Annotated in this window: 21 protein-coding genes; 12 read left to right on the forward strand and 9 right to left on the reverse strand. The window is 46.6% G+C overall.

The window, feature by feature from the left end:
• Positions 1-37 precede the first annotated feature (37 nt).
• The 4 genes from BEL04_RS21105 to BEL04_RS21115 are packed head-to-tail and all read left to right on the forward strand — an operon-like array spanning position 38 to position 925.
• The gene (locus BEL04_RS21105) at positions 38-232 is read left to right on the forward strand and encodes a hypothetical protein (RefSeq protein WP_066007205.1); all 195 of its coding nucleotides are present in this window, start codon (positions 38-40) and stop codon (positions 230-232) included.
• Positions 229-411 (forward strand): hypothetical protein, encoded by a 183-nt coding sequence (locus BEL04_RS24525; RefSeq protein ID WP_083228021.1) that lies wholly within the window; start codon positions 229-231, stop codon positions 409-411. Before BEL04_RS21105 ends, BEL04_RS24525 begins: the two co-directional genes overlap by 4 nt.
• A complete protein-coding gene (locus BEL04_RS24530; protein WP_371327594.1) occupies positions 411-596 on the forward strand; it encodes a type II toxin-antitoxin system death-on-curing family toxin in 186 nt (61 codons plus the stop codon). The genes BEL04_RS24525 and BEL04_RS24530 overlap by 1 nt, the downstream gene beginning before the upstream one ends.
• A gap of 8 nt (positions 597-604) precedes the next feature.
• Positions 605-925 carry a low molecular weight protein tyrosine phosphatase family protein gene (locus BEL04_RS21115; RefSeq protein ID WP_066007206.1) on the forward strand — a complete coding sequence of 107 codons (321 nt, stop codon included), beginning with the start codon at positions 605-607 and terminating at the stop codon, positions 923-925.
• A gap of 51 nt (positions 926-976) precedes the next feature.
• Here the strand turns inward: BEL04_RS21115 and BEL04_RS21120 are convergent, their stop codons facing one another.
• The 3 genes from BEL04_RS21120 to BEL04_RS21130 all read right to left on the reverse strand — a co-directional run bounded on the left by BEL04_RS21120 (position 977) and on the right by BEL04_RS21130 (position 5,406).
• A complete protein-coding gene (locus BEL04_RS21120; protein WP_066007208.1) occupies positions 977-1,192 on the reverse strand; it encodes an MbtH family protein in 216 nt (71 codons plus the stop codon).
• A 12-nt stretch (positions 1,193-1,204) separates the two neighbouring features.
• Complete coding sequence (locus BEL04_RS21125) at positions 1,205-4,372, reverse strand: ATP-dependent DNA helicase (protein WP_066007210.1); 3,168 nt, start codon at positions 4,370-4,372, stop codon at positions 1,205-1,207.
• Positions 4,373-4,536: 164 nt separating this feature from the next.
• Positions 4,537-5,406 carry a transglutaminase-like domain-containing protein gene (locus BEL04_RS21130; protein ID WP_066007212.1) on the reverse strand — a complete coding sequence of 290 codons (870 nt, stop codon included), beginning with the start codon at positions 5,404-5,406 and terminating at the stop codon, positions 4,537-4,539.
• Between the two features lie 143 nt (positions 5,407-5,549).
• Here BEL04_RS21130 and radA point away from each other — a divergent pair, with 143 nt between their 5' ends.
• Positions 5,550-6,962: a DNA repair protein RadA gene (radA, locus tag BEL04_RS21135; protein WP_066007214.1), complete on the forward strand. Its 1,413-nt coding sequence runs from the start codon at positions 5,550-5,552 to the stop codon at positions 6,960-6,962.
• A gap of 173 nt (positions 6,963-7,135) precedes the next feature.
• On the opposite strand, the gene BEL04_RS21140 is transcribed toward radA, so the two are convergent.
• Positions 7,136-8,506, reverse strand: coding sequence for an NHL repeat-containing protein (locus BEL04_RS21140; RefSeq protein WP_139113132.1), 1,371 nt, complete (start codon positions 8,504-8,506; stop codon positions 7,136-7,138).
• Between the two features lie 151 nt (positions 8,507-8,657).
• Here BEL04_RS21140 and BEL04_RS21145 point away from each other — a divergent pair, with 151 nt between their 5' ends.
• The gene (locus BEL04_RS21145) at positions 8,658-9,122 is read left to right on the forward strand and encodes a DUF4920 domain-containing protein (RefSeq protein ID WP_066007216.1); all 465 of its coding nucleotides are present in this window, start codon (positions 8,658-8,660) and stop codon (positions 9,120-9,122) included.
• 103 nt (positions 9,123-9,225) lie between these two features.
• Here the strand turns inward: BEL04_RS21145 and carB are convergent, their stop codons facing one another.
• The 5 genes from carB to panC all read right to left on the reverse strand — a co-directional run bounded on the left by carB (position 9,226) and on the right by panC (position 15,662).
• A complete protein-coding gene (carB, locus tag BEL04_RS21150) occupies positions 9,226-12,045 on the reverse strand; it encodes a carbamoyl-phosphate synthase large subunit (RefSeq protein WP_066007218.1) in 2,820 nt (939 codons plus the stop codon).
• A 477-nt stretch (positions 12,046-12,522) separates the two neighbouring features.
• Positions 12,523-12,657, reverse strand: coding sequence for a cyclic nucleotide-binding domain-containing protein (locus tag BEL04_RS24535; RefSeq protein WP_217493660.1), 135 nt, complete (start codon positions 12,655-12,657; stop codon positions 12,523-12,525).
• Between the two features lie 73 nt (positions 12,658-12,730).
• Positions 12,731-13,618: an energy transducer TonB gene (locus tag BEL04_RS21165; RefSeq protein WP_066007224.1), complete on the reverse strand. Its 888-nt coding sequence runs from the start codon at positions 13,616-13,618 to the stop codon at positions 12,731-12,733.
• Between the two features lie 91 nt (positions 13,619-13,709).
• Positions 13,710-14,735, reverse strand: coding sequence for an energy transducer TonB (locus BEL04_RS21170; protein WP_066007226.1), 1,026 nt, complete (start codon positions 14,733-14,735; stop codon positions 13,710-13,712).
• An 87-nt stretch (positions 14,736-14,822) separates the two neighbouring features.
• Positions 14,823-15,662, reverse strand: a complete 840-nt coding sequence (gene panC / locus BEL04_RS21175) for a pantoate--beta-alanine ligase (RefSeq protein ID WP_066007228.1) — start codon at positions 15,660-15,662, stop codon at positions 14,823-14,825.
• 151 nt (positions 15,663-15,813) lie between these two features.
• Between panC and BEL04_RS21180 the strand changes: the two genes are divergently transcribed.
• The 6 genes from BEL04_RS21180 (at position 15,814) to BEL04_RS21205 (ending at position 22,505) form a co-directional block, all read left to right on the forward strand.
• A complete protein-coding gene (locus BEL04_RS21180; protein WP_066007230.1) occupies positions 15,814-16,638 on the forward strand; it encodes a glycogen/starch synthase in 825 nt (274 codons plus the stop codon).
• Positions 16,639-16,657: 19 nt separating this feature from the next.
• Positions 16,658-18,073 (forward strand): DUF4270 domain-containing protein, encoded by a 1,416-nt coding sequence (locus BEL04_RS21185; protein ID WP_066007231.1) that lies wholly within the window; start codon positions 16,658-16,660, stop codon positions 18,071-18,073.
• Positions 18,074-18,175: 102 nt separating this feature from the next.
• On the forward strand, positions 18,176-20,011 hold the full coding sequence (glmS, locus tag BEL04_RS21190) for a glutamine--fructose-6-phosphate transaminase (isomerizing) (RefSeq protein WP_066007232.1): 1,836 nt from the start codon (positions 18,176-18,178) through the stop codon (positions 20,009-20,011).
• 6 nt (positions 20,012-20,017) lie between these two features.
• Positions 20,018-20,641 carry a chloramphenicol acetyltransferase gene (locus BEL04_RS21195; RefSeq protein WP_066007233.1) on the forward strand — a complete coding sequence of 208 codons (624 nt, stop codon included), beginning with the start codon at positions 20,018-20,020 and terminating at the stop codon, positions 20,639-20,641.
• Positions 20,642-20,727: 86 nt separating this feature from the next.
• Positions 20,728-21,426 carry a hypothetical protein gene (locus BEL04_RS21200; RefSeq protein ID WP_066007234.1) on the forward strand — a complete coding sequence of 233 codons (699 nt, stop codon included), beginning with the start codon at positions 20,728-20,730 and terminating at the stop codon, positions 21,424-21,426.
• A gap of 140 nt (positions 21,427-21,566) precedes the next feature.
• On the forward strand, positions 21,567-22,505 hold the full coding sequence (locus BEL04_RS21205; RefSeq protein WP_066007236.1) for a hydrogen peroxide-inducible genes activator: 939 nt from the start codon (positions 21,567-21,569) through the stop codon (positions 22,503-22,505).
• The last annotated feature ends 25 nt before the right edge of the window (positions 22,506-22,530 follow it).

A 22,530-nucleotide genomic window follows, 5' to 3' on the forward strand; every position in this document is an offset into this window, starting at 1 on the left:
TGGTTGTATTTGATACGGGTTATTGCTAAATTTGAGTATGAGTACGGCAGAAATAAAAAGCGAAATAAATCAGGTACTTGACCATGTATCTGAAGACGTTTTATTGGAGATTTTGAATTATGCAAAAGAAAGGGAAGCGCAATCCCATCCGGCAAATGAAGTTAACCTAACCAAAAACTTGCATAAGATCATCAACGAGAACCGTGGCCTGCTTGAAAGATTGGCTAAATGATTAAGATATCTGAAGTTCAGGAAATTCATAATGAGCTTATTAAACAGTTTGGAGGTGGCACAGGTGTTAGGGATATTGCCCTTTTAGAAGCCGCGATAGCTCGCCCTCATGCAACCTTTGATGGCGTTGATCTTCAACATTTATTGAAAAAGGCGCAGCAATACTTGAAAGCATCCTGATCAATCATCCTTTCATAGATGGTAACAAGCGTACCGGATATGTTTTGATGGAAGCATTGATAGATGCAGGCGGCCAAACGATCGATGCTACTGAGGAGGAAAAATATGAAATGGTTATCTCTGCAAGTACAGGTACCATACGCTTTGACGAGATCAAACAGTGGCTTATTGAACATGTAAAATAATCCCCCCTTTGCCTAACCTTCTCTTCATCTGCAGTAAAAACCAATGGCGCAGCCCAACGGCCGAGTTATTGTTTAAAAATCGTCCCGTACATAACGCAAGGTCAGCAGGCACCAGCGATAAAGCGCGAATCAAAGTATCGCAAAAGCTTATCGAGTGGGCCGATGTGATCTTCGTGATGGAACGCAAACACCGCGACCTGATCAAACAGCGTTTTACTTCTACCGGGAAAGAGTTAATCGTCTTAAATATTGAGGATAACTACCCGTTTAATGACCCCGAACTGGTAGAGATTTTGCAGGGATTGTTGGTTGATTATTTGGAAGTGTAGCCCGTATTTTCCTCCTAGCCTCATTACGAAGAACCTGATTACGGCACCTGCTTATTTCCCTTGGTTTCGCTCCATCTCTTCCATCTTCTTTCTTAACGAGAGCGGCCTCATATCTGTCCATACTTCTTTAATATACTCCAGGCATTCTTCCTTGGTTCCGGTTTTTCCGGCATCACTCCAGCCCAAAGCATTTTCCCTGTCAACCGGCCAGATGCTGTATTGCTCTTCGTGGTTTACCACCACTTTGTAAATCCTGTTATCTTCCATTGTTTATAGTTGTTAATTTTCTTCTTCGGCAGAGTGTTCGAGCATTTCGCCGGTTTGCTCAAAATTGCTGCGCACAAAATGGCACCAGTCGCACTCCTTTTTACCGCAGCCGGTACTAAACTCGTGGTTTAATATTTTTTGGTAAACGGTTTTGATCTGGGCAGTTACATCGGCCACGTCCTGCGGGGTGATCACTACCTTCTCTTTATAGTACTCGCCCTCGCTTACCGGCTCTACAAACTCAAATTCGGTGCTCACCACATCCCAGTCGTGCTTGCGGTCGTGATCTATCAGTATCTTATAAAAAACCGCCTGCCGCCAATAGTCGCCGCCATTAGGGTCGGCTTCGTTTGGCCGGTTAAATTTATCCTTAGCATTTTTGTATTTACCGGTTTTATAATCCACCACGTTTACCTGCTTGCCGGTAAACTCAATTTTATCGAGATTGCCTTTTATCGGCACGCCATCAAGCTCAACGTTGCGGATGGATCGTTCGGTAATGGCTATCTTATTCCAGCGGGGCACGTTTAGCTCATAGTACGGCGGTAAAATCTTCTCGCCAAAATCAATCCGCAGCTTAAAATCCTCTTTGGTGAACGAATCGCGGTTGCGGTACATAAACCAGCGGAACTCACGCATAAAATCCTCTGTCGGCGGGAAGTTGCCCACGTTATCCTTAATATCGCGAAAAGCCTTGTTCAATGCCCAGTGCACTGCCTGCCCAAAGGTGGCAGCCGGACTTTTACCCGATGGCACCTTGATCAGATTCTGGAAATAAAACTTCAAAGGGCAATCCAGGTAATTGCTCAGGTGTGTTACCGAAAGGGTATAATTTTCGAGCAGCAGGTCAATATAGTTCTTATCCAGCAATTCCACCTTAGGCTTATCGGCCTCGCTGAACTGGGTGGCATAAAAATCGAGCATAGCATCTTCGCTTACCTGCGGATGATGGATCGCCAGGTGCGTTTGCGCCAGTATCTCACCAATAAACTGCGATGCTTCCTGCTCCTTACCGTTTTTATCCTTGCCAGGATAGGAGATCATCAGGCATTGCCTGGCCCGGGTAAGCGCCACATAAAACAACCTGCGCGATTCTTCCTTCTGTGCGATATCATCTGCCGATGCCTGGGTCAATGTATCCGGGTAAGCAAAGCCGTTGTTGCGGCCTTTGCCGTCCCATATCCTTTTGCTGCAGCCTATCAAAAACACGTACTCAAACTCAAGGCCTTTTGAGCCGTGGGCCGTCATAAAGTTAACGCCGTTACCAGTATGGATGACCTGGTTCAGCTCAAGGCTGATGTTGTTGCGCTTCATCAGGTTAATGGTGGCGATGAACTCGCCCGGAGCAATATCGGGCTTCCTGCGGCTTTCGTCCTTGATCAGGTCGAACAAACTGGTGAGCACCTGCATGTGCCAGCCTTTATCGGGCTGCTGCATAATATATTTCAGGATGCCCATCTTGGCGATCACCTGCTGAAAAAGCTGCTGCAGAGTAAGGCTCGCTGCAGCTTTCAGCAAATATTCAATATCGCTGATCAAAAATTTCATCTCCCGGTTCTGCACGGCGTCAAATAAGCCGGGCCGTACCGGTGTGCGCATTTCGGCAATGTGCCTGCGCAGCGATGTTTTAGGCTGATTATTATTAAAAGTACCGAAGTTATCTTTGGATACCTTGATGCTGGCCTTGGCTACCTCGATGGGCGGGATGTTAAAGAAATCGTAATGCATGATCTCGAACAGCAGTTCATCGCCGCTGTAGGGCGAGTCGAGCTCCATAGCCAGGTAATCCAGTATATTGATGATCTTTTCGGCAAAGGGCAATTCAAACACGTTGATCTTGCGGCGGGTGTTTACCGCTATCTTTTTCTGATCCAAAAAATGGATCAGCTCTTCTACCTGGCTGTGGTTACGGTAGATCACGGCTATCTCGCCCGGTTCAATGCCACCGGCCACCAGCTTTTCTATCTGCTGTGCTACGTCGACGATCTCCTGGTCGGCATTTTCGTACTCGCGCACCTGCGGTTCAACCTCCAGGTCGGCAAAGCGCGGGTGAGCAGCGGCCAGGTTTTTATCGAGATCCAGTTGCCGGGTCAAACGTTCCTGATTATTATCGATCAGCACCCGCGAAATATTGAGGATATGCTGGTTTGAGCGGTAGTTATGCTTCAACACAACGGTGTACAGCGTGTTCACATAATCGCCTGCAAAATCGAGGATGTTCTTCATATTGGCACCCTGGAACTTGAAGATCGACTGGTCATCATCGCCCACCACAAAAACGTTGGGTGTTTCCCAATAATTGAGGATAAACTTCAATAACTCATTCTGCGAGCCGCTCGTATCCTGGAACTCATCCACCAGGATATACTGGTAACGCTCCTGGTATTTACGCAATATTTCCGCATTCTCGCGGAAGGCGCGCAGCACCCAGATGATCATGTCGTCGTAATCGTACATGCCGCGCGCCCTCATCTTGTCTGTGTAGATGTCATACAGCTTTACGGCCGCCAGCAGGCTGTCCATCTTTACCTTTTGGGCGTCGATGTCTTTTTGCTTCAGGTCGCCGATAGCTATACCGGCTTTCGGATTGGCGCGCTTATAAATGTATTCATCGCGCAGGGGCAGGTCGGTAAGGTACGCCTCTACCGCCCGCTCAATCATGCCGATATCCCAGCTCTCTCGCTTCATGGTGCTGAACAAACTTTTCAGCCGCGGTACATCGTAATACACATCGCCGGTAAAGCGCTTCAGCAAATGGTCGTTAGGCAGTTCATCCACCAGTTCGCGAAAAAGCAGTGCCGCATCCAGATCGTTCAGCGGCTCCAGATTCATTTTGCCAAAGTACTCCAGGTTTTCCTGGATCACCTCGTTACAAAAAGCGTGGAAAGTATAAATGTTAACCCGATAAGCATCCGGGCCGATAAAATCGAACAAGCGCTTGCGCATAGCTACCGCGCCTGCATCGGTATAGGTTAAACACAAAATCTCATTGGGCAAAGCGTCGGTTTCGGTGAGTATCTTACCGATCCGTGCAGCCAGTATCTGCGTTTTACCCGTACCCGGCCCGGCAATCACCAGCACCGGGCCATCCATTTTATTGACGGCCGCCAATTGCTGTGGGTTTAGGGTTAATAAGGCTTCCTGAAATTTTTGGTTGTATTTATGGTAGGCAGATTGCATACGTAAAATTACGAAAATTATTAGTCGGAAACATTGGGGCATGTGCGATTCCTTCCCCTGGGAGGGTGTAAGGAGGGGTTATCTGCGACTGGCTTGGCTAATAAACCCCTCCCTGCCACATCACTGCCCAACGCGCCCCTCCCCAAGGAGGGAATTTTAACAACTCAATGCTTCTCTTCCAGCATAATGTCGAGCAGTTCGTTCAGTTCGTCCACCTTTTCCTGGTTGCCGCTGCGTTCGTAACTGCTGATGAGGTTACGCAGCACGCGGCGGATGATATCGGCATTGCTGCAGGGTTCGTAAAACTGCGGGTCGAATTTAAGGTTGAGCTGTTTTAAAAACTGGTCTACATCCCGCCGGCCGAAGATGAAACCTTTATTAAAGGTATTGATGTAAAACAGCACGCCGTTCTCAATCTCGTCGAGCTTCGTCTCGTCGACGTAGGCCAGTATAAAATGCTGCGGCAGGTTTACGCCATAGATCGGGATATCCAGCTTTTGGGCAATCACACTGTAAATAATGGCCAGCGATATCTGGTTGCCTTTATGCGTTTCGATCACCTGGCTCAGGTAGCTGTTCTGCGGGTCCTGGTGGTTGGTGGTATTGCCGCTAAAGCCGTAGATATTGTAAAATACGTGGTTAATGAGCTTCACCTGCTCGCCCGGGCTCGCATCATACATCATCTGTATCCAGATGTCGCGTTTAATGGCTTCGATGTAGTTGATCACCTTTTGCTCATCCAGATCGGGGTACTGGTATTTGTTCACGATGAGCGCTCCCTGTAACAGGTCGAACGAGCCGCCATGGTACCACAGTTTCAGCTCATCTTTAACGCCACGAAACTGTATCTCGTGCACCAGGTTGGCAATGCGCTCCTGCAATATCGGGTCGAATGCCTCGCCAAAGGCGGCTTCGAGGAACTCAACCGCGTCGCTCCCATAGCTCAGCAGCTTATCGTGCACGTGGGTGAATATCTCCTGGTCGGGGTCGTCCAGAAGCCGGATGAGGGATGTTATTTCGGTAATGTCAGTCATGAGGTGTAGTACTAAAGTACAAAATGCCGTTAAAATCTACAAGCAGTGTATACCATTTTACGGCAACAAAATTACTAACAATTTTAGTTTTTAATAACAAATACGCACATTTGCATATACGCATATTTGCACATCCAATAAAAGTGGCTAAAACAAAAACTTCCTACTTCTGCCAGAGCTGTGGTTACGAATCGCCTAAATGGCTGGGCAAATGCCCGAGCTGCAACCAATGGAATACCTTTGTCGAAGAGATCATCGAAAAAAGTAATGGTTCCATTCCTGATTGGAAGGCTACCGGTTCAACCTCTACCCAACGGTCCAACAAACCCGTATTGGTTTCGGAAGTGGTTTTTGAGGAAGACACCCGTTTGCTTACACCCGATAAAGAATTCAACCGGGTATTGGGCGGAGGCATTGTACCGGGGTCGCTGGTGCTCATCGGCGGCGAGCCGGGCATCGGCAAATCAACCCTGATGCTGCAACTGGCCATGAATATGCAAGGGATGAAAGTGCTGTACATCTCGGGCGAGGAAAGCGAACGGCAGATCAAAATGCGCGCCGAGCGCCTGGCGCCGAACGCGGGCAAAGCGGGAGGAGGCTGTTTTATTTTAACAGAAACCTCAACCCAAAATATATTTAAACAGATTGAGCAGCTACAGCCCGACCTGGTGGTTGTCGATTCGATCCAGACTTTATATTCGGCACACATCGAATCTACCCCGGGCAGTGTATCGCAGGTGCGCGAATGTACCGCCGAGCTGCTGCGTTTCGCCAAGGAAACGGCCACGCCTGTTTTCCTGATCGGCCACATTACTAAAGACGGTATGATAGCCGGGCCAAAAATACTGGAGCACATGGTGGATACTGTATTACAGTTCGAGGGCGACAGGCACCACGTTTACCGGATATTGCGTTCCATTAAAAACAGGTTCGGCTCATCGTCCGAGCTGGGTATTTACGAAATGTTAGGCGAAGGCTTGCGCGAGGTATCCAACCCATCGGAAATCCTTTTATCACAGCGCGACGAGCCTTTGAGCGGCGTCACCATATCCGCCACACTCGAAGGATTACGGCCTATGCTCATCGAGACCCAGGCCCTGGTGAGCACCTCGCCTTATGGCACGCCACAGCGTTCGGCAACCGGGTTTGATACCAAACGCATGAATATGCTGCTGGCTGTTTTAGAAAAACGCTGTGGCTTCCGCTTAGGTACCCAGGATGTATTTTTGAATATCACAGGCGGCATCCGGGTTGAAGACCCGGCGATCGACCTGGGCCTGGCTGCCGCTATTGTTTCTTCGCACCAGGACATTCCCGTTCCGTTTAAGACCTGTTTTGCTGCCGAGCTTGGCCTGAGCGGCGAGATACGCGCCGTTAACCGTGTTGAGCAGCGTATTGCCGAAGCACAGAAATTAGGTTTTGAGCAGATATTTATCTCCAAATACAATATGCCTTCGGCAGCAAAAGGCAACAAATCGCTCGATCTGTCGCGCTACAATATCGATATTAAACCCGTTGGCCGGATAGAGGAAGCTTTTAATTTATTATTTGGATAAAGCCCCCTAACCCCTAAAAGGGGAAACTGACGTGCAAATTGAAAAATGGCAGGTGTGTAAGTGTCTTTAGTTAGTCCGGATTTGTAATCCGGACTAATATAATATTGGAATTTGTAATCCCACTGGCGTAAAGTCAATCAAAGGCTTCCCCTTTAGGTGACGGGAGGGGCTCTCTACTGCAGCACCAGCTTCCTAACCTGGTTATTACCCGAATCGAGCACATACAAAGCGCCCTGGTAAAGCACCAGCGATTGCGGGGCATTAAATTGCGCGGCGGCGCCTGTTCCATTAGCAAAACCCGCAGTACTGCTGCCCGCCAATGTATACAATACTTTAGCCGAAGTTAGTTCCATAACACGGCCCGCTGTGTCTACAAAATACAAATTTCCGTTGGCATCTATAGTGATACCGCAGGGGCTGTTCAGTGTTTTGCTTTGCGTATAGGTGCCGGCAATGGTTGTTACCAGGCCTGACGATATGACTATTTTACGAATAGCGTGATTGCCCTGGTCGCTTACATACAGGTTGGCGCCGGCAGCGTCGATGGCGATGCCGCTCGGGCTTCTGAATGCCGCCGCTGTACTGGTAGAATCTATATAACCGCCGGAAGTATAACCGGCAATTGTAGTTACCACGCCTGCCGAAGTAATTTTACGAATGAGGTTATTGCCCATATCGGCCACGTACAGGTTACCGCTGCCGTCAATGGCTAAACCACGCGGGCTTTTAAACGCCGAACCTGTACCGGTACCATCGGCATAGCCAGGTGTGCCGCTGCCCGCCAAAGTGGTTACTACACCCGCTGCGGTGATCTTCCTGATCATATTATTGCCATAATCGGCCACGTACACATTGCCGTTAGCATCGGCGACGGCCCCTTGCGGCGAGTAGAATTGCGCACCTAAGCCAATTCCGTCAACATAACCTAAGGTACCGCTGCCGGCCAGGGTTGTTACCACCGCTCCGGTAGTTGCCTTCCTTACCGAGTTATTAAATGAATCGGCAATATACAGGTTGCCCGTTGCATCCACAGCCATACCCTTGGGTGTATTAAATTGCGCTGCGGTGCCCGTCCCGTTGGTATTACCCGCGGTTGTACTACCGGCAAATGTACTTACCACGGCTGTAGGCATGGTAGTTGTTGAAGTAGTGGTGAATTTGACCACGCTGCCATAACCGGTACCGGCGGTACTGGTTGCAAAAGCCCTGACATAGTAGGTGGTATTGGCCGTTAAGCCGGTTAAATTTAACGTAAAAGACTTTTCTACAACCGCATCGATGGTCTTGCTGTCGGAAGTTGTTGGTGTCGAGTTGGTCGGGCTCCAGCAGATGCCGCGAACGGTAACGGTATCATCTCCGTTATAAATAATATTACCACCGCTTTGTGCGCCTGCAGAAGTAACATTAGCGATAACATTAGTTGTTTGCACACCAGGCACAATACTGCTCGTAGTGGTATCGCTTTTGCTACAGCCTGTACCCAACAATGCGATAAACGCTAATATAGACGACAGAGCAAATAATGCAGGTAAGTTTCTTTTCATGGCGATAAAGGTGTTGGCCAAAGATGAATTTTAGATGAATTTCGGTTCCGAAAATAGCCAATGCATATCAAAAATAAAGTTTTTTAACAATAATTAACAGTAGTGAACCAAGTGTATGCTGCAATTGTTACATATATAAAAAACCCGTCAGATGAAAACATTCACCTCCATCCTGTTCCTCATGGCTATTGGCCATGCTGTTATAGCTCAAAAACATACGCCGCTGCCGCATGGTATGCTGTACGGGCAAAAAGTTAATACTTTGGATATGATGCCTGCCTATAAGCTCGAAGCCTTTATGGGTAAAAAAGTGCGGGTATCAACCACTATAAGCGGTAAGGTTTTGCGGGTAACCCAATCCAATGGCGGATGGTTTGAGATGGATGGAGGCAGCGGGCGTATCATCAAAGTGCATTTTCGCGATTATGGTATCAACCTGCCAACTGACTTGAGGGGGCGCCAGGTAATAATTGAAGGTGTGGCCCAAAAACAATTTATTGCCGACGATATGCAGCACTTTGCCGGCGACACCGTTGCAGGGAAAAAAGAGCATCAAATAAAGACCAACCCTAAACGGGTGTTAAGTTTTGAAGCGAAGGGGTTGATGGTTTTGTGATTTGAGTAAGGAACAAGGAGCAAAGATCAAAGACATCATTATACATCATAAAATAACAAGGAGCAAGAAAATCCTTATTTCTTGCTCCTTGCTCGAAAAATCCTTATTTTGAAAGGTACATCGATTTCTCTTTGTACAGGTGCCTGAAGTACGGGTCTTCCAGATCAGGTATAAAGCGGATCGCTTCGCCGGTCGATTTCATTTCGGGGCCAAGCTCCTTGGTCACTTCGGGGAATTTATCGTACGAGAATACCGGTTCTTTAATGGCATAACCTTTTAATTTGCGCTCTATTTTAAAATCTTTGATCTTGTTTGCTTCGAGCATCACCTTTGCAGCAATGTTAATATAGGGCACATCATAAGCTTTCGCGATAAATGGCACCGTACGCGATGCGCGCGGGTTGGCCTCGATTACATATACCTTCTCATCTTTAATAGCGAACTGGATATTCAATAAGCCGCGTACGTTAAGCGCTTTGGCTATTTTAACGGTATGGTCTTCCATCTGCTTGATCAAGTTGGCCGACAAGTTGAACGGCGGCAGCACAGCCGACGAATCGCCCGAGTGGATACCCGCAGGCTCGATATGCTCCATCAAACCGATGATATGTACCTCGTCGCCATCGCAGATCGAGTCCGACTCGGCTTCTTCCGCCCTGTCCAAAAAGTGGTCGATCAGCACGCGGTTGCCGGGCAGGTTTTTCAACAGGTTTACTACCGCTTTCTCCAGGTCCTCATCGTTGATCACGATACTCATGCCCTGGCCGCCTAACACATAGCTCGGGCGAACCAGCACGGGGTAACCAACCTGGTTAGCTACCTCGATGGCTTCTTCGGCACTCTCGGCAACACCGTATTTAGGATATGGGATACCCAGTTCTTTCAACAGATCGGAAAAACGGCCGCGGTCTTCGGCGATATCCATATTATTGAACGAGGTACCGATGATTTTGATCCCGTGCTCGTGAAGTTTTTCGGCCATTTTTAAGGCGGTTTGGCCGCCCAATTGTACGATCACACCCTCGGGTTTTTCGAGGTCGATAATCTCGCGCACATGTTCCCAGAACACCGGCTCAAAGTATAGCTTATCGGCCATGTTAAAGTCGGTGGATACGGTTTCGGGGTTACAGTTCACCATGATCGATTCGAAACCGCATTCTTTCGCGGCAAGCAAACCGTGTACGCAGCTGTAATCAAACTCGATACCCTGGCCGATACGGTTAGGGCCCGAGCCCAATACGATGATCTTTTTCCTGTCGGATGGGATCGATTCGTTCTCGCCGTCGTAAGTCGAGTAATAATATGGCGTTTTAGCCGGAAACTCGGCTGCGCAGGTATCCACCATTTTGTAAACGCGGCGTATGCCCAGTTCTTTACGGCGCTGGTATACATCCTCTTCGGTAGTGCTGTTACCTAAAATGTAAGCAATCTGCACATCGCTAAAGCCTTTTTGTTTCAGGGTGATCAAAAATTCTTCGGGGATATTGTTCACCGAATAGCGGCGCAGCTCGGCTTCGAGGTTGATCAGCTCCTGTATCTGGTTTAAAAACCAGCGGTCTATCTTTGTCGTTTTACGTATCGATTCGATGGGTACGCCTAAACTCATCGCATCGTAAATATGGAACAGCCTGTCCCAGCTTGGTTTTTCGAGGCTGTGCATAATCTCGTCGAGGTTGCGGCTCTGGCGACCGTCGGCACCTAAACCTGCGCGGCCGATCTCCAAACTCTGACAAGCTTTTTGCAACGCCTCAATAAAGCTGCGGCCAATGCCCATCACCTCACCTACCGATTTCATCTGCAGGCCAAGTTCGCGGTTGGCGCCTTTAAACTTATCAAAGTTCCAGCGCGGTATTTTTACGATCACGTAATCCAGCGTCGGCTCAAAGTAGGCCGAAGTGGTTTTGGTGATCTGATTTTCTATTTCATCCAGGTTATAGCCGATAGCTAATTTTGCAGCAATTTTTGCGATCGGGTAACCGGTAGCTTTTGATGCCAGGGCCGAAGAACGCGATACACGCGGGTTGATCTCGATAGCGATGATCGTTTCATCGGCCGGGTTAACCGAGAACTGTACGTTACAGCCGCCGGCAAAGTTACCGATGGCGCGCATCATGCGGATGGCCTGGTTACGCATTTCCTGGTAGCAGCGGTCGCTCAGGGTCATGGCCGGGGCCACGGTGATCGAGTCGCCGGTGTGGATACCCATCGGGTCGAAGTTCTCGATCGAGCAGATGATGATCACGTTATCGTTATTATCGCGCAGCAGTTCAAGCTCGTATTCTTTCCAGCCTAAAACGGCCTGCTCAACCAACACCTCATGTGTAGGCGAAGCTTGCAAGCCGCGGTTCAAAGCGGCGTCAAAGTCTTCTTTTTTATGTACAAAGCCTGCGCCTTTACCGCCTAAGGTATAGCTCGGGCGGATAACCAGCGGGAAGCCTATTTTCTGCGCAGCTTCTTTACCTTCTAAAAACGAGTTGGCAATTTTCGAGGTTGCAACACCCACGCCGATATCCACCATCAGCTGGCGGAAGGCCTCGCGGTTTTCGGTCTTTTCGATCGCGGCGATATCAACACCTACGATCTTCACATTGTATTTTTTCCAGATTCCCCGTTCGTCGGCCTCGATACACAGGTTCAGCGCTGTTTGGCCGCCCATGGTTGGCAGTACGGCATCAATCTTTTGCTCCTGCAATATTTTTTCGATGCTTTCGCAGGTTAAGGGCAGCAGGTACACGTGGTCGGCAATGACGTTATCCGTCATGATAGTTGCCGGGTTGCTGTTGATAATGGATACGGATATGCCTTCGTCTTTAAGCGACAGGGCTGCTTGCGAGCCGGCATAATCAAATTCGCAGGCCTGGCCGATAATAATAGGGCCAGAACCGATGATCAGAATGGACTTAATGGAGTTATCTTTGGGCATAGGGCTTTTTTTGAAAAAGTCTAAAGTTGTGACCGTAAACCGGCTTATTACTATGCGCTTAATTGGGAGATCCCGTTTGTTGCGTTTCGGGATGCAAAGATAGGTTTTTGTAACGGGTTGGCCTAAGGTTTTTTTGAAATTTAATATAAGCTATAGGATGCCTGTAAATTCTGTTATTACAGGTCTTTTTATAACAGAATTTACAGTTTTCGATCGCCTTAAGCAAATAAAATTCAGCAGCGATAATGGAACATTGCCGCCACCGGCCGGTTTAGTGTCCTCGCTGAACGGTAACTCTAATGTAAGCACCCACACTTACATCACCTACAATTGCAAAATTCGCAACGCTTTTTACAGGCACATGGGTATTTATGGGTATTCTTCAATTAACTTTCTTAATCCGGTTACCATTCTCGCAATGGTGATCAAATAAGTCCGTCGCCTCAATATATGCATTTTTGGCCAAAAAAACAAGCATTATTGATCGGCTTCTTTATAAAAGTACGAACGTAAAAAGCCTTTCCTAATAAAATATATACGCTGCGCCACTTGCCCGGCCTGCAGTAACAAGGTTTTCTTTTTAAACTCCTCTTCAAGCAAATACGTTCCCATCTTCTGCTGTAAAGGCACAGATAAAATGGTAATATTATTTAGCGTTTGGAGTAGCTGGCGGTTTCCATCATCACTAATCACTCAGTGCAAAATTAAGCGGCACGGTATATTCTACAACAACGGCTCGGCCATAAAATATTCCGGGCTTCCATTTAGGCGATTTTTTTAAAACGCGCAATGCCTCCTGTGCCAGTTCGTCGCTGCCACCGTTATTCAAAACTTTAAACGAAGTTAACCTACCGTCCTTTTCAACCAGAAACCTGATGAAAACTTTGCCTTGTACATTATTTCTGCGCGCATTTACCGGATAACGAATATTCTCTACCAAAAAATTATCAAAAGCATCTTCGCCGCCATTAAAAGCCGGTTCTATGCGGCGTTGGGTATAATTTACTACGGCCCCGGTACTATCGGCCGCTTGCCCCGATAGCAACTTCCCGTTATCATACTTTTCGATAAAAGTTATTTTGTTGGGTTCGGTACCTTTCCAGTCACCGTCGCGCAAACCGCCCTTTAAGTTGCCTTCCTCTTCAATTTTTTTAAAATCGTCGCGATAGCCTATATAGTAGCCATTGCCATCGACAAGCATATGCTTCCCGGTCGAGTCGTTATTGGCCATGATCTTGTAATCCGTTCTGAAATGCGGATCGGTTGCTTTAGGCGCCGGGTACCAGGTAGCCCGGTACAGTTTGCCGTTAGGGTAATACTCAAAGTCATTACCATCCGTTTTACCACCCTTATAAACTGCAACCTCTTTTCTGTTTCCCGTCGGGTAAAATTCTACGCCCTGCCCTTTGTAAACCGGCGGATCTATTTTCGATGTCTTACTTATAAACTTTAGTTTACCGCTGGTATAATATTCTTTTATGTTGTATAGTGTAGTCCCCGAGTCGGGCTCGCTTACAATGCGGATATAATCGGCGCTGTCTTTACTGTTAACATGGCGGCCGTCATTTTTCATAAAATACACATTTTGCCGTTGGGCAAAAGCAACCGCGCCTGCCAAAAGGCAAACACTAATATGATCGCCTTGCGGATATATTTTATCATACTCATCGTTGCAATTTTACTTCCTCCCCCAACGAAAAATTGACAGGTAACGTAAATCGAATTTTTGAAATTTGTCCATAACGAGTGCCGGGCTTCCAGTTGGGGCTTAGCCGTATAACCCGAATCACTTCATCGCCGGTGCCGCTACCCGGCTCTCTTAATATTTTGATTTGGTCTAAAGAACCATCCTTTTCTATTACAAAGCTGACATATACCTTACCCTGTATATTGTACTTTCTCGCAAGCGACGGGTAGTTGATATTTTTTGATAAAAAATGTGCAAGCTCCTTTTCGCCGCCGGGAAATTCGGGGTTAACCTGTCTTTGAGTGTAGTGCTCAACCTTGCCATAGGTATTTGTGCTTATACCTTCAATTAATTTATCCGACTCGTATTGCTCAGTAAAAGTAACTGTATCGGTGATATCGTAACCCTTCCAGGTGCCTGTCTTCTTACCTTTACTTAGGTCGCCTTCGTCTAAAATGATTTTAAAGTCGTCATCATAGTTTACAAGGTGCCCGTTACCGTTTTCCAGTAGAACTTTGCCGGTAGTATCATAGCAAGCTTTTACTATAGTGCCAGCCGACATTAAATCGCTTGTATTGACAGTGGTGCTCCCAAATGTTGAAACATTACCAAACACTGAAACATTATAAAGCTTGCCATTAGGATAATAATTATAAACATCCCCCTGTGGCCTGCCTCTGTTATATGTTGCAATTGTTTTTCTTTTTCCGCTCGGAAAAAAGCTTACACATTGGCCCTGTAGCATCGAACCATTGGTGGTTGATGTTTTGCCTACAAGCTTAAGCTTGCCGTCCCTGTAATACTCTTTAATATTGTAAAAACCCGTGTCCGAATCGGCATCGCTTACCATCCTTACATACGCTGCACTATCCGGGATATCAGTTATTTTACCGTTTTTGGTAATATAATAAGTAAGATGCTGTTGGGCAAAAGCATATGCGCCTGCCAAAAGGCAACCACTCAGCGCAATAAGTATTTTTTTACCTGGGCTTAGGGTTATCATTACCCTAAAATAATAAAACAAATTGTGATAAGCAACCTGCAAAATAAACTCACAGCTTATTGGTTACCAGGGCAATTTACAGCAAACCTATTTTATGATCATATTATCTATCAAACGCGTTTTACCGGCCCAGGCAGCTACAAGCGCCACTACCTTTGGTGTATCCGCTGTAGCGGGATAAAGCGTATCGCCATCGGCAATTTCAAAGTATTCCATCCGCAGGGCGGGCTGCTGGCTCATAAACCCGGCAGCCAGTTCTTTTAGTTCGGGTAAGGTATGCGTGGCAAAGTTTTCCTTCACCAGTTGTAATAATTGTGATAAAGCCAGCGCGTCCTGTTTTTCCTGCGCGCTCAGGTGCACATTGCGGCTGCTCATCGCTAAGCCGCCCGGTTCGCGCACGATGGGGCACATCACCATTTTTACAGGCAACTTCAACAGTTCAACCATCCTGCTGATGACTAAAACCTGCTGGTAATCCTTTTGGCCAAAAAAGGCCATATCGGGCTTAATAATGTCAAAAAGCTTAAAAACAACCTGAGTAACTCCCTGGTAATGGCCGGGGCGGAACTTACCTTCGAGCATATTCTCCAACGGGCCTATGTCAAGGTGCCAGGCAGGTTCATCAGCAGCATATACTTCACTTACCGGCGGGTTAAACAATACATCGCAACCCGCACTTTTCAGTTTTTCGATATCGCTTTCGATGGGACGAGGGTATTTTTCAAGGTCCTTGGGGTCGTTAAACTGGGTCGGGTTGACAAATATGCTGCACACAACTTCGCCGGTAGCGGCTTTTGCCTGTGCCAGCAGCGAAATGTGACCATTATGCAAGGCGCCCATGGTGGGTACAAGGCCAATGGTTTTACCTGCCGAGCGCTTTTGGAGCAAATATTCAGCAATTTCGCCCTTGGTAGTAAAGATTTTCAATTGGGTTGAGTTTGATATGGGGGCAAAGATTAGGAATAGAATAAATATTACCAAACAACTTGCATAATTCATTGATATATCATAAGATAATGCTTATATTTGCAAACTCAAATTTTTTGACTTCTTTACATAAAATTAATATTGATTAGTGATGGGTAAATCTAAGCTTTTGTTCATAACTCATGAAATGTCTCCCTTCTTAGAACTCACAAAAATTGCCGAAATAACCAGACAACTTCCACAAGCTATGCAGGATAAAGGATTCGAGATCCGTATCCTCATGCCGCGGTTTGGCAATATCAACGAGCGCCGGAACAGGCTTCATGAAGTGATCCGCTTATCCGGAATGAACATTATTATCAACGATAATGACAACCCGTTGATCATTAAAGTTGCTTCGATACCTGCTGCACGTATGCAGGTGTATTTTTTGGATAATGAAGAGTATTTTCAACGTAAGCACGTGTTTGGGGATAAGGATGGGAAGTTTTACGCCGATAATGATGAAAGAATGATCTTCTTTTGCAAAGGTGCACTCGAAACCGTAAAAAAATTAGGCTGGGCCCCCGATATCGTTCATTGCCATGGCTGGATGAGCTCGCTGGTACCTGCTTATTTAAAAACTACTTACAAAGACGATCCTACGTTTAAGCACTCAAAAATTGTTTATTCGATCTACGAAAACGATTTTGCCGAAACCCTGGATCCTGAATTCGCCCGCAAGGCGGTGATGTCTGACATGACCGAGGCCCACACCGAGGTATACAAACCAGGCACCAACTCTTCATTATATGCGGGTGCTATCCACTACTCTGACGGTATCGTTCTGGGTAGCGCAAATATCGCCCCTGATGTGTTAAATAATGTTAAAAACAGCCATAAATCGATTTTAGAAAACGAATTCACTTCGGATTTCGAAAATTATTACAATTTTTACGACGAAATTACCAGTGACGAATTGGTGCACGTTGCATAAGACATAGAGAAATCGATATATGAAATTTTTCAGACTGGACTTATTGACCCTGTTAATAAGTCTTTTTATTTTAGGAAGCTGCAAAAACCCTGATGCCATAGGATTGGGCATAGACCCAACGCAAGCTTCGCAAGCTACCTTGATAGATACTGCTACCATTACTGCTACTACCCTGCTGGATGACAGCGTATTAACCAACAGCGTAGGCAATGCTCCGCTGGCTTACTTTAAAGACCCGATATTCGGTACCACAGAAGCCAATATCGCCGCATCGCTAAACCTACCAGGTTCGTCATCATTTACCCTGCCTGCAGGTACTATAACTATCGACTCTTCGCGCCTTGTACTAAACTATGCAGATGGTTTTTATGGCGACTCGCTAACCACTAAATATAAGGTCAACGTCTATCAGCTCACCGAGCCATTGGTCAGCAGCAAATCCTACTATAACAATAAGGTTTGGGCGCACAGTAATACTTTGCTGGGCACACAGTCATTTTTCGTAAGGCAAAAAGACAGTATAAAAATAACCGACATTGTTACCGGCGCTAAAGACACCTTAAAAAAGGTCGCTCCGCAGATAAGGATACCTATTTTAAACAGTTTTGTGTTTAATAACTTTTTTGGCGCAACGACCAGCCAGTTAAATAACAATTCGGTATTTCTTAATGCGGTTAAAGGCTTGTATATAACCCTCGACAAGGCCGGCACCACCGGCGGGCCGGGAGGTAATATTTATTTCAAACTTGGCTCCGGCGCATCATCATTAGTAGTTTATTATCGCGTAAATCATGGCAGTACCATCGATACTTCTATAGCAACCCTGCCATTAGGTAATCCACACGCTTTGGAAATAAAGCACGACTACAGCAACGCGCCAGCTATATCAGCCCAGCTTAGCAACCCCGCATCCAGTGCCACAGTTTATTTACAGGGCCTTTCGGGCTTGCGCTCAAAGATCAGTTTTCCTTATCTGAGAAAAATACTGCCGGCTAATATCACAAGCAACGACATTGCCATTAACCGTGCCGAACTGGTCATTACTCCCGTTGCGGGTACGACAATACCTTACGTACCTACGCCACGCCTTACCTTATACAGGTTTGACATTGCCCATCAGCGCGTAACCGTTCCGGATGCAACATCGGGCGACCCGCACTATCTTTCGGTTGGATCTTTTGGTGGTTTTTATGACGATTACCACAAAACCTATAATTTCATCATCACCGGTTACGTTGAAGACCTGATACGTGGAAAAGTTAGCGATTATGGCACCTATCTTGCACCGGCCGATACTACCGGCTATCATGTAGGCTCGGCTTCTATTAATATTGGGAATACTCCGATAGTCGGATCGAGGGTAGTTATCGGTGGTAATAAAACATCGCCTTACCGGATGAAGCTTAATATTATTTACAGTAAGGTTACAAAATAAAATTTGCTGCTTAAACGTTATTAATTAAACGGATTTAAGATATTAGCACCACATTTGATCAAACAAATTGGTGCTTTTTTTATTTTTCAATAAACTATTTATATGTGCGGAATTGTAGGATACATTGGTTACCGGGATGCTTACCCCATCGTTATTAAAGGTCTTCACCGTTTGGAGTATCGTGGTTACGATAGCGCCGGCGTTGCTCTTTTAGATGACGAGCTAAAAGTTTACAAAAAAGCAGGGAAGGTTAGCGATCTTGAAAGCTTTGTAAAAGATATTGAGCTGAAAGGCAAAATAGGCATGGGCCATACACGCTGGGCCACACATGGTGCGCCGAGCGACCGCAACTCGCACCCGCATTCGTCAGGCGACCGTAAGCTGACCATCATCCACAACGGTATTATTGAAAATTACGCCGTTATTAAGGAAGCCCTACTGGCAGCCGGGCATGTTTTTAAAAGCGATACCGATACCGAGGTGCTGATACACCTGATCGAGAATATCCAGGCCGAGACCGGTTTGGACTTACGCGAGTCGGTACGTGTTGCGCTGAACAAAGTTGTCGGCGCTTACGCGATCGTAATTATGAGCGCCGACGAGCCCGACCTGATCATAGCCGCACGCAAAGGCAGCCCGCTGGTAATTGGCGTAGGCAAAGGCGAATATTTCGTAGCATCGGATGCTACACCTATTGTTGAGTATACCAAAAACGTGGTTTACCTGAATGATAACGAGATAGCCTACATCAGCCGCGAAGACCTGCTAATCAAAAACATCGACAATACCGTACAGGTACCTTATATACACGAACTCGATTTAAAACTCGAACTGCTCGAAAAAGGCGGTTATGAGCACTTTATGCTCAAGGAAATATACGAACAGCCGCGCTCTATCCGCGATTGCATGCGTGGCCGTATCTATCCTAAAACCGGCAAGGTGCAACTGGGTGGTATAAAAGAATATACTGAGAAACTGAAGAATATCGACCGCATCGTTATCGTGGCCTGCGGCACCTCGTGGCACGCTGGCCTGGTTGGCGAATACCTGATCGAAGAATTTGCCCGCGTGCCGGTTGAAGTTGAATATGCTTCAGAGTTCAGGTACCGCAACCCGATCATTACCGAAAAAGATCTGGTGATCGCCATCTCCCAATCGGGCGAAACTGCCGACACCATGGCCGCTATCGAGCTGGCTAAAGAACGCGGCGCAACCATCTTTGGTATCTGTAACGTGGTTGGCGCTTCTATCCCGCGTACAACACATGCCGGTGTTTATACGCACGCCGGTCCCGAAATTGGTGTGGCATCAACCAAGGCTTTTACGGCACAGGTAAGTGTGCTGACGCTGATCGCATTCTATATCGCGCAGCAGCGTGGTACCATCACACAAAGCAAACTGATTGAGTATTTAACCGAACTGGACGAAATACCGGAGCTGGTTGAGCAGGCTTTAAAAAGCAACGATCATATCCGCGATATTGCCGCCAAGTTTAAGGATTCGCCAAACTGCCTGTTCCTTGGCCGTGGCAGCTCGTTCCCGGTGGCCTTAGAGGGTGCTTTGAAGTTAAAGGAAATATCGTACATCCACGCCGAAGGTTATCCTGCGGCCGAAATGAAGCATGGCCCTATAGCCTTGATCGACGAAGAAATGCCGGTAGTATTTATCGCTACCAAAAACTCATCGTACGAAAAAGTGGTAAGCAACATACAGGAAGTAAAAGCCCGCAAGGGCCAGGTAATTGCAATCGTGACCGAAGGTGATATCGATGTGAAAGAAATGGCCGATTATGTGATAGAAATACCGCAAACCGATGAGGCTTTTGTACCGTTGGTAGCTACTATCCCGCTGCAGTTGTTATCGTACCACATCGCGGTAATGCGGGGCTGCAATGTCGATCAGCCGCGTAACCTGGCTAAATCGGTGACCGTAGAATAATTAACAATGCGGCAAAAACTAAATATCGCGACCTGGAACAGGCGCGAGCATTTTAACTTTTTTAAAACTTTCGATCAGCCTTACTATGGTGTCACGGTACAGTTGGATTGTACCCGCGCTTATGAGCGGTGTAAGCTGTTAGGGGTTTCGTTCTATAGTTATTACCTGCATAAAACGCTTGTTGCTGTTCACGCCATCGAAAATTTCAGGTACCGGATTGAGGGGGATGAGGTTTACGTTTGCGAACAGGTAGACGCATCATCCACCATTTTAAGAGACGATCATACCTTCGGGTTTTCGCACATCAAATTCAAGTCCGATATACACGACTTTCACCGGGAGGTAGACGCCGAAATTGTCAGAATAAAAAATACCAGCGGGTTGTTCACCACAGGCCCGCTACCCGATGTGATCTATTTTTCGGCACTACCATGGGTAAACTTCAGCAGCATATCCGAAGCTTTTAACAAAAACCCGGGCGATAGCTGCCCTAAAATTGCTGTGGGTAAGCTTACAGAAACCGATGGCCGTAAGATGCTTCCTTTTGGCATCCATGTGCACCATGCTTTGGTTGATGGGTATCACGTAGGTTTGTTCGTCGATAAACTGCAAACCTTGTTAAACGAATAATTTGTTACGAATCCTGTTAAGCGGATTTTAACAGTATTTAACAAAAAGGGCCGTTACGTATCTTTGCCGGATACCGTCTTACCGGTATGAAAACCAAATCCTATTACCTATTATTGGGAGTTCTACCAGTTGTATTATTCTCATGTTCCCGCGGTGTTTATAATAACCACGACTATCTCTCGGCTCACGACCTGAGTGGAAAGAAATTAGCGGTATTACCTGTTGAAGTATATTATACCGGTATCCCGGCAGCTAAAGGCGATACCTATACCGAAGAAGAGGCAACCAGCCTTGAAGCTCAGTCGGCATTGGAACAGGCGTATTTAATGTACACTGCCAGGCACAGCGCGAAAAAATACCAGCACCATGTCGAAATGATCAATGGCAACCAGGTTAACGATCGTATTAAAAGTGCTGTTCCCGATTTGCGTTCGGCATGGAAAATGGCCCCCGACAGTTTGGGCCGGCTTGCCGGTGCCGACCTGGTGCTGAAAGTTCGTTTGGTGCGCACGCGCTTCATGTCGGAAGGCCTGGCCAAAGGTATCAATACAGGCACTACTATACTCGATGCCGTGATCAACACCAGCAGCAATGGCGGCTTATCGTTTACCCCTGGTGTTAAAGCGTACAGCGTTACCTACGAAGTAAGCTTGATTGATGCAAAAACCGGCACACTGATATCAAGCACAGCTAACGAAAAAGAGAAAGACCGCAATGGCGACAGCATCAAAAAAATAAACGAACTGATGGCCGAAAAAGCAGCCGTATACGCTGCATTAAACTAATTATCCAAAAAATGAGATATGAGATAAGTTCCTCCAGGTAGCGATTTTTCATATCTCATAATTCAACTTGAGAAAACACGAAATTAAATATAGATAAAATCAATATTTTTTATATTTGAGTTAGATTTTAACTATATCATATGACTTTAGTACAATTAGAGTACATTGTTGCCCTCGATAACTACCGCAGCTTTGTAACTGCTGCCGAAAAATGCTTCGTAACCCAGCCTACGTTAAGTATGCAGATACAAAAACTGGAGGATAACCTGGGTGTTAAAATATTCGACCGTGCCAAGCAGCCGGTTGTACCAACCGAGATCGGCGCCGAAATTATTGAACAGGCGCGTGTACTGCTGGCCGAAAGTCAGAAGATCAGGGAGATCATTAGCGACAGACAGAAAGAACTGAGCGGAGAACTGAAGGTGGCCATCATCCCAACCATATCGCCTTATCTGCTGCCACGCATTATCAACCGTTTCATCGAAAGATATCCGCAGGTAAAACTCATTGTATGGGAGCAAACTACCGAGGAGATCATCCAGAACATTAAACTCGGCAAGATAGATTGCGGCATCCTGTCGACACCGCTTCACGAATCGAATTTGCTGGAGATACCGGTTTTTTACGAAACTTTTGTAGCATACGCATCTAAAAGCAGCAGGCTGTTTAAAAAGAAAGCGATCAGTCCGGAGGATATCGACCTGGAAGAAATTTGGGTGCTGAACGAAGGGCACTGCATGCGCGAGCAGGTACTCAACATTTGCCACCCAAGGCGACAGACCAAAGGTTTTCAGCATTTTGAATACAATACCGGCAGCGTTGAAACACTGAAACGCATGGTAGATCAAAATAACGGCGCCACCATTTTGCCTCAACTGGCCATAGCCGACCTGAGTGATAAACAACTCGACAAGGTGCGCTATTTTAAAAGCCCCGAACCGGTACGCGAGGTAAGCATCGTGATACAAAAAAACTTTCTGAAGCGCCGGATGATAGAAGCTTTGAAAGCCGAAATACTCGATTTTGTGCCCAAGCGCATGAAAACCAAAAAGAAGAAAGAGGTTATGGAGATACAGTAGCGCGGTCAGAATTCAAATCACAATA

The sequence above is a fragment of the Mucilaginibacter sp. PPCGB 2223 genome (assembly GCF_001705515.1).
Taxonomy (GTDB): domain Bacteria; phylum Bacteroidota; class Bacteroidia; order Sphingobacteriales; family Sphingobacteriaceae; genus Mucilaginibacter.

Excerpts from the sequence above, each read along its gene's own strand:
- BEL04_RS21105 (WP_066007205.1), top strand. The coding sequence starts at position 38 with ATGAGTACGGCAGAAATAAAAAGCGAAATAAATCAGGTACTTGACCAT.
- BEL04_RS24525 (WP_083228021.1), top strand. The coding sequence starts at position 229 with ATGATTAAGATATCTGAAGTTCAGGAAATTCATAATGAGCTTATTAAA.
- BEL04_RS21120 (WP_066007208.1), bottom strand. The coding sequence starts at position 1,192 with ATGGAAGATAACAGGATTTACAAAGTGGTGGTAAACCACGAAGAGCAA.
- BEL04_RS21125 (WP_066007210.1), bottom strand. The coding sequence starts at position 4,372 with ATGCAATCTGCCTACCATAAATACAACCAAAAATTTCAGGAAGCCTTA.
- BEL04_RS21130 (WP_066007212.1), bottom strand. The coding sequence starts at position 5,406 with ATGACTGACATTACCGAAATAACATCCCTCATCCGGCTTCTGGACGAC.
- BEL04_RS21140 (WP_139113132.1), bottom strand. The coding sequence starts at position 8,506 with ATGAAAAGAAACTTACCTGCATTATTTGCTCTGTCGTCTATATTAGCG.
- BEL04_RS21145 (WP_066007216.1), top strand. The coding sequence starts at position 8,658 with ATGAAAACATTCACCTCCATCCTGTTCCTCATGGCTATTGGCCATGCT.
- carB (WP_066007218.1), bottom strand. The coding sequence starts at position 12,045 with ATGCCCAAAGATAACTCCATTAAGTCCATTCTGATCATCGGTTCTGGC.
- BEL04_RS24535 (WP_217493660.1), bottom strand. The coding sequence starts at position 12,657 with ATGGGAACGTATTTGCTTGAAGAGGAGTTTAAAAAGAAAACCTTGTTA.
- BEL04_RS21165 (WP_066007224.1), bottom strand. The coding sequence starts at position 13,618 with ATGAAAAATGACGGCCGCCATGTTAACAGTAAAGACAGCGCCGATTAT.
- BEL04_RS21170 (WP_066007226.1), bottom strand. The coding sequence starts at position 14,735 with ATGATAACCCTAAGCCCAGGTAAAAAAATACTTATTGCGCTGAGTGGT.
- BEL04_RS21180 (WP_066007230.1), top strand. The coding sequence starts at position 15,814 with ATGGGTAAATCTAAGCTTTTGTTCATAACTCATGAAATGTCTCCCTTC.
- BEL04_RS21185 (WP_066007231.1), top strand. The coding sequence starts at position 16,658 with ATGAAATTTTTCAGACTGGACTTATTGACCCTGTTAATAAGTCTTTTT.
- glmS (WP_066007232.1), top strand. The coding sequence starts at position 18,176 with ATGTGCGGAATTGTAGGATACATTGGTTACCGGGATGCTTACCCCATC.
- BEL04_RS21195 (WP_066007233.1), top strand. The coding sequence starts at position 20,018 with ATGCGGCAAAAACTAAATATCGCGACCTGGAACAGGCGCGAGCATTTT.
- BEL04_RS21200 (WP_066007234.1), top strand. The coding sequence starts at position 20,728 with ATGAAAACCAAATCCTATTACCTATTATTGGGAGTTCTACCAGTTGTA.
- BEL04_RS21205 (WP_066007236.1), top strand. The coding sequence starts at position 21,567 with ATGACTTTAGTACAATTAGAGTACATTGTTGCCCTCGATAACTACCGC.